At 63.2% G+C, this 5,497-nt stretch carries 8 protein-coding genes; all 8 read left to right on the top strand.

The window, feature by feature from the left end; genetic code table 11:
- A partial coding sequence (locus GCN75_RS28505; RefSeq protein ID WP_193317700.1) for a flagellar hook-length control protein FliK occupies window positions 1-762 on the top strand: 762 nt, incomplete at its 5' end.
- Window positions 763-948: 186 nt separating this feature from the next.
- Window positions 949-1,461, top strand: coding sequence for a flagellar basal body-associated protein FliL (gene fliL / locus GCN75_RS28510; protein ID WP_152285345.1), 513 nt, complete (start codon window positions 949-951; stop codon window positions 1,459-1,461).
- A 6-nt stretch (window positions 1,462-1,467) separates the two neighbouring features.
- Window positions 1,468-2,454, top strand: coding sequence for a flagellar motor switch protein FliM (fliM, locus tag GCN75_RS28515; RefSeq protein WP_034754035.1), 987 nt, complete (start codon window positions 1,468-1,470; stop codon window positions 2,452-2,454).
- 50 nt (window positions 2,455-2,504) lie between these two features.
- A complete protein-coding gene (fliN, locus tag GCN75_RS28520) occupies window positions 2,505-2,939 on the top strand; it encodes a flagellar motor switch protein FliN (protein ID WP_034754038.1) in 435 nt (144 codons plus the stop codon).
- Window positions 2,936-3,541, top strand: a complete 606-nt coding sequence (fliO, locus tag GCN75_RS28525) for a flagellar biosynthetic protein FliO (RefSeq protein WP_152285346.1) — start codon at window positions 2,936-2,938, stop codon at window positions 3,539-3,541. The genes fliN and fliO overlap by 4 nt, the downstream gene beginning before the upstream one ends.
- A gap of 22 nt (window positions 3,542-3,563) precedes the next feature.
- Window positions 3,564-4,322 carry a flagellar type III secretion system pore protein FliP gene (gene fliP, locus GCN75_RS28530; protein ID WP_152259681.1) on the top strand — a complete coding sequence of 253 codons (759 nt, stop codon included), beginning with the start codon at window positions 3,564-3,566 and terminating at the stop codon, window positions 4,320-4,322.
- Between the two features lie 9 nt (window positions 4,323-4,331).
- Complete coding sequence (fliQ, locus tag GCN75_RS28535) at window positions 4,332-4,601, top strand: flagellar biosynthesis protein FliQ (RefSeq protein ID WP_034754044.1); 270 nt, start codon at window positions 4,332-4,334, stop codon at window positions 4,599-4,601.
- A gap of 16 nt (window positions 4,602-4,617) precedes the next feature.
- Complete coding sequence (gene fliR, locus GCN75_RS28540) at window positions 4,618-5,493, top strand: flagellar biosynthetic protein FliR (protein WP_152285347.1); 876 nt, start codon at window positions 4,618-4,620, stop codon at window positions 5,491-5,493.
- Window positions 5,494-5,497: the final 4 nt, after the last annotated feature.

Genomic DNA, 5,497 nt, shown 5'->3' on the forward strand with positions numbered 1-5,497 from the left:
GGCCCCTTGCTGGCAGCCGCCCAGGGCGGCGGCAAGGCCAGCGCCGCCACGGTCGCCGCGCAAGCGGACAGCGGCGACTTTGCCGACAGCCTGGGCCAGGCCCAGGGCAAGACAAGCGCCACGCCAGGCGCCAGCTTGCCAGCCGGCAAGGCCGAACCGGGCAAGCTGGCCATCGATGCGCAGCTGGCCGCCACCGCCAAGGCGGGCACGGCCGTGGCCGAACCGATCCTCAAGGAGGCACCTGCCGACCTGAGCCGCCTGGCAGCCCAGTTGCAGCCGGGCGCGCTGCAGCAGGCGGCCGCTGCCGCAGCCGTGCCGGCAGACAAGCTGGCTGGCCGGGTGGGCACGCCTGCCTGGGACCAGCAACTGGGACAGAAAGTCGTGTGGATGGCGGCCGGCGGCGACCAGAGCGCCACCCTGACCCTGAATCCGCCGGACCTGGGCCCCTTGCAAGTGGTCCTGACGGTTACCAATGACCAGGCCGATGCCGCCTTCATGTCGGCCCAGCCGGAAGTACGCCAGGCGCTGGAAGCGGCCATGCCCCGCCTGCGCGAAATGATGAGCGAAGCGGGCATCGCCTTCGGCAGCGCCACCGTCTCGGCCGGCACGCCGGAACAGCAAAACAATGGCGAGCGTGCCGCCTCGGGCGAACGCCGCGGCAATAGCCAGGGCGGCGGCGTAGCGGGCGGCGAGATCGCCATCGCGCCGGCAGCAGGCGGACGCAGCCGGGCCAGCCTGAGCGCCGTGGATACCTTTGCCTGAGGCCAAATCGTCGTCCTCAGGCCACAGGCGCGCCCCGCAGCGTAACTTTTCGTATAAAAACAGCGAGTTGAGGGCGCTTCCGCCCTCTTTTCACTGCATCCTTCTGCGCAGAATTTGCCGATAATGACATAATGGCGTCGTGATCCACTTCCATGCACTCGAGTACCATTGAAAGCAAATCCAAAAATGAAAGCAGATCCGAAAGCAGATGCAGGCCTGGCCCCCGCCGGCGCCTCGAAAAAGAAGCTTCTGATCATAGTGCTGGCCTCGGTGCTGGTGGCTGGCGGCGTCGGCGGCGGTGCCGCCTGGTATTTCTTGCATGGCAAGGCCGATAAAGAAGAATCGGCGCCCAGCAAGAAAAAACATGCTGCCTCGAAGGCCGGTCCGCCCGTCTTCGTGCCTGTCGATGCCTTCACCGTCAACTTGCAGCCGGAAAATGGCGAACAATACCTGCAGATCGCATTCACCCTGCAGGTGAGCAGCCCCGAAGAAATGGATAGCATCAAGCTCAACATGCCGAAGGTGCGCAGCCGCTTGCTGCTGCTGTTGTCCGGCAAGAAAGCATCGGAACTCAACACCGTGGAAGGCAAGCAGCAACTGGCGGCCGAAATCATCAATCAGGTGAACCAGCCGTTCGAGGACAAAGGGCCGGAGCAGGACGTGACGGACGTATTATTTACCGCATTCATCATTCAATAAGCAGCCATGGCCGATAATTTCCTCTCCCAGGAAGAAGTCGATGCCCTTCTGAAGGGCGTCAACGGAGACCAGGACGACGCGCAGGCGCCGGAAGATGTCACGGGAGTTCGTACCTACAACCTGGCAACCCAGGAGCGCATCGTGCGCGGCCGGATGCCAACGTTGGAAATTATCAACGAGCGCTTCGCCCGGCTGCTGCGCGTAGGCCTGTTCAACTTCCTGCGCCGCAGCGCCGAAGTGTCCGTCGGCTCCGTGCGCGTCTCGAAATACAGCGAATTCATCCGCAACCTGGTGGTGCCGACCAATCTGAACCTGGTGCACATGAAACCGCTGCGCGGCACGGCCCTGATGGTCTTCGATCCGGGCCTCGTCTTCCTGCTGGTCGACAACCTGTTCGGCGGCGACGGACGTTTCCACACGCGCGTCGAAGGGCGCGACTTTACGCAGACGGAGCAGCGCATCATCCTGCGCATCCTCGATATCGTCTTTGAAGCCTATACCAAGTCGTGGGAACCAGTCTTCCCCGTCGAGTTTGAATATATCCGTTCAGAAATGAACACGCAGTTCGCCAATATCGCCACGCCCAACGAAGTGGTGGTCGCCTCCACGTTTACGGTGGAACTGGGCTCCGTTTCCGGACAAATCCACTTCTGCATGCCGTATTCGATGATCGAGCCGATCCGCGATTCGCTGACCTCGAGCCTGCAGGGCGAGGCGCTGGAAGTGGACAAGCGCTGGATCCGCCTGATGACGCAGCAGATCCAGATCGCCGAAGTGGAGCTGGTGGCCTCGCTGGGCACGGCCCGCGTGTCGTTCGATGAAATCCTGAACATGAAGGTGGGCGACATCATCCCGCTGAACATCCCGGAACTGATCGCCGCCACCGTCGACGGCGTGCCCGTGATGGATTGCACGTACGGCGTATTGAACGGACAATATGCATTGAAGGTGGAGAAACTCCTCGCCAATGCCGATAACATGAACAACCATTAAGAAATATACGGGCCGCGCTGCGGCCCGCATCTGTACAACAGGAGAAACACATGTCTGACAACCAAGACGACCAAAGCGCGGAAGACGATTGGGGCGCGGCCATTGCCGAGCAGGCCAAGGCGGAAGCGGAAGCGCTGCAGAACCAGGCCGCCAATACGGCCAGCGCGGCCAGCGCCGCCGTGTTCAAGGACTTTTCCAAGCAGGCGTCGAAGTCGGAAACGCACAACGATATCGATTTCATCCTCGATATCCCCGTGCAGCTGACGGTCGAACTGGGCCGTACCAAGATCGCCATCAAGAACCTGCTGCAACTGGCGCAGGGTTCCGTGGTCGAGCTCGACGGCCTGGCCGGCGAGCCGATGGACGTGCTGGTCAACGGCTGCCTGATCGCCCAGGGCGAAGTGGTGGTGGTCAATGACAAGTTCGGTATCCGCCTGACGGACATCATCACGCCTTCCGAACGCATCCGAAAATTGAATAAATGAAGCCTGGCCTGTTGATTTCCACCCTGCTGCCGCTGGCGGCAGCCTGCTGCATCGCCCAGGCGGCGCCGGCAGCGGCGGCTCCTGCAACGGCATCGGCTGCCGTCACGGCGTCCGCGCCGGCATCCGCGCCGGCCGAAGTAGTCACCGAAAAACCCGCGGCAACCGCCGAAGCGGTGCAAGCACCAGCGCCGGCCCCTGCCGCCGCCCTGCCCGCCATGCCGCCCGGCGCGCCCATGACGATGGCGCCGACGACGTCGGCCGGCAGCTTGCTGCAGACCATCTTCGCGCTCGTCTTCGTGCTGGCCCTGCTGATCGGCCTGGCCTGGTTCATGAAGCGCTATGGCCCCAAGGTCATGGGCGGCAACAGCAAAATGCGCGTCGTCAGCTCGCTCAGCCTGGGCGGACGCGAACGCATCGTCCTCGTCGAAGTGGCGGACCAGTGGATCGTCGTCGGCGCTTCGCCCGGCCGCGTGAACGCGCTGGCCACCCTGCCGCGCCAGGAAAGCGAACTGCCGCAACTGGCCACGGCGCAAAACGGCCCCGCGGCCGCCAATTTTTCCGAATGGCTGAAACAGACCATCGAAAAACGCAATGGGAAATAAGCCGGCAATGACGCAGCGGACGATGGCATTGAGCAATATCAAGACTCCCCTGACCTGGCTGCTGGCCATCGCCGCCCTGGCCTTGCCGCTGTGGGCGCTGGCGCAGCCGGGCATCCCGGCCTTCACCAGCACGCCGGCGCCGGGCGGCGGCCAGAATTACTCGCTGCCCGTGCAGACGCTCATCCTGATGACGTCGCTGACTTTCCTGCCGGCGGCCCTCCTGATGATGACCTGCTTTACGCGCATCATCATCGTGCTGTCCCTGCTGCGCCAGGCCATCGGCACGCAGTCGGCGCCGCCCAACCAGGTGCTGGTGGGGCTGGCCCTGTTCCTGACCCTGTTCGTCATGGGCCCCGTGTTCGACAAGATCTACACGGATGCCTACCTGCCTTACCAGGAAAACAAGATCAGCATGCAGCAGGCGATGGACAAGGGCGTCGATCCCCTGAAAACCTTCATGCTCAAGCAGACGCGCCAGGCCGACCTGGCCCTGTTCGCCAAGATGTCGCGCTCGCCGGCCCTGCAAGGCCCGGAAGACGTGCCGCTGCGCATCCTCGTGCCCGCCTTCGTCACCAGCGAACTGAAGACGGCGTTCCAGATCGGCTTTGCCATCTTCATCCCGTTTCTGATCATCGACATGGTGGTCGCCAGCGTGCTGATGTCGATGGGGATGATGATGATGTCGCCGGCTACCATCTCGCTGCCGTTCAAGCTGATGCTGTTCGTGCTCGTCGATGGCTGGCAATTGCTGCTGGGCTCATTGTCACAGAGTTTTTACTAGGGGAAATAGATGACACCCGAAAGCGTCATGACCCTGGGCCGCCATGCGATGGAAATCACCTTGATGGTGGCCGCGCCCATGCTGCTGGTCGCCCTCATCATCGGCTTGATCGTCAGTATTTTCCAGGCGGCCACGCAGATCAACGAGGCGACCCTGTCCTTCATCCCCAAGCTGGTCGGCATCTTTGTCGCCATCGTCGTGGCGGGCCCCTGGATGCTGTCCGTCATGCTCGACTACATGCGCCAGGTCTTCACGGGCATCCCGAACCTGGTGGGCTAGTGCCGCAACCGTTGCCATGCTGACCCTGTCCAGCATTGAACTGAACACGTGGATCGCAGCATTGCTGTGGCCGCTTAGCCGCATCCTCGGCCTGATTGCGGCCGCCCCCCTGTTCGGCAACGCGGCCGTGCCGGCCAGCGTGAAGGTGGCGCTGGGCGCGCTGCTGGCCATGATCATCGCCCCCACCGTGCCGGCCTTGCCTGCCGTCAATCCGATGTCCTTGCCCGGCTTGCTGATCCTCACGCAAGAGATGCTGGTGGGCCTGGCCATGGGCTTTTCCATACGCATCGTGTTTTCCGCCATTGAAATGGCGGGCGAGATCAGCAGCCTGACCATGGGCCTGGGCTTCGCCTCGTTCTTCGACCCGCAAACCAAGGGCAGGTCTTCCGCCATCAGCCAGTTCCTCGTCATGCTGGCCACGTTGATGTTTTTGACAGTCAACGGACACCTGGTCTTGCTGGCAGCGCTGGCGGAAAGCTTTGTCAGCCTGCCGATTTCATCAAGCCCCATCAGCAGCGGCGGCTTCCAGCAATTGGCGGCGTGGGGCGGCGAGATCTTCCGTTCCGGCCTGCAAATATCGCTGCCCATCATCGCCGCCCTGCTGCTGACCAACGTGGCGCTGGGTATCCTGACGCGGGCCGCGCCGCAGCTGAACATTTTCGGTATCGGCTTCCCCGTCACCCTGGGCGTGGGCTTGCTGGTGATCAGCATGGTCCTGCCCTACCTGGCCACGCCGTTCCAGAACATGTTCCTGCGCGGCATAGAAACGGCGCGCCTGCTGCCGCGCGGCTTTGCCACGCGCGACCGGCCGCCCCCGCCCGCGCCGCCCAATCCCTTGCGGCCCGCGTCAGGATACCCAGCGCCACGTTGGTCAGCAGCAGGGCGGCGATGATGGG

The organism is Janthinobacterium violaceinigrum (genome assembly GCF_009208555.1).
GTDB lineage: Bacteria > Pseudomonadota > Gammaproteobacteria > Burkholderiales > Burkholderiaceae_D > Janthinobacterium > Janthinobacterium violaceinigrum.

Bases quoted from the DNA above. Each gene is read 5' to 3' on its own strand.
- fliO (WP_152285346.1), top strand. From the start codon at position 2,936: ATGAAGCCTGGCCTGTTGATTTCCACCCTGCTGCCGCTGGCGGCAGCC.
- fliM (WP_034754035.1), top strand. From the start codon at position 1,468: ATGGCCGATAATTTCCTCTCCCAGGAAGAAGTCGATGCCCTTCTGAAG.
- fliN (WP_034754038.1), top strand. From the start codon at position 2,505: ATGTCTGACAACCAAGACGACCAAAGCGCGGAAGACGATTGGGGCGCG.
- fliQ (WP_034754044.1), top strand. From the start codon at position 4,332: ATGACACCCGAAAGCGTCATGACCCTGGGCCGCCATGCGATGGAAATC.
- fliP (WP_152259681.1), top strand. From the start codon at position 3,564: ATGGCATTGAGCAATATCAAGACTCCCCTGACCTGGCTGCTGGCCATC.
- fliR (WP_152285347.1), top strand. From the start codon at position 4,618: ATGCTGACCCTGTCCAGCATTGAACTGAACACGTGGATCGCAGCATTG.
- fliL (WP_152285345.1), top strand. From the start codon at position 949: ATGAAAGCAGATCCGAAAGCAGATGCAGGCCTGGCCCCCGCCGGCGCC.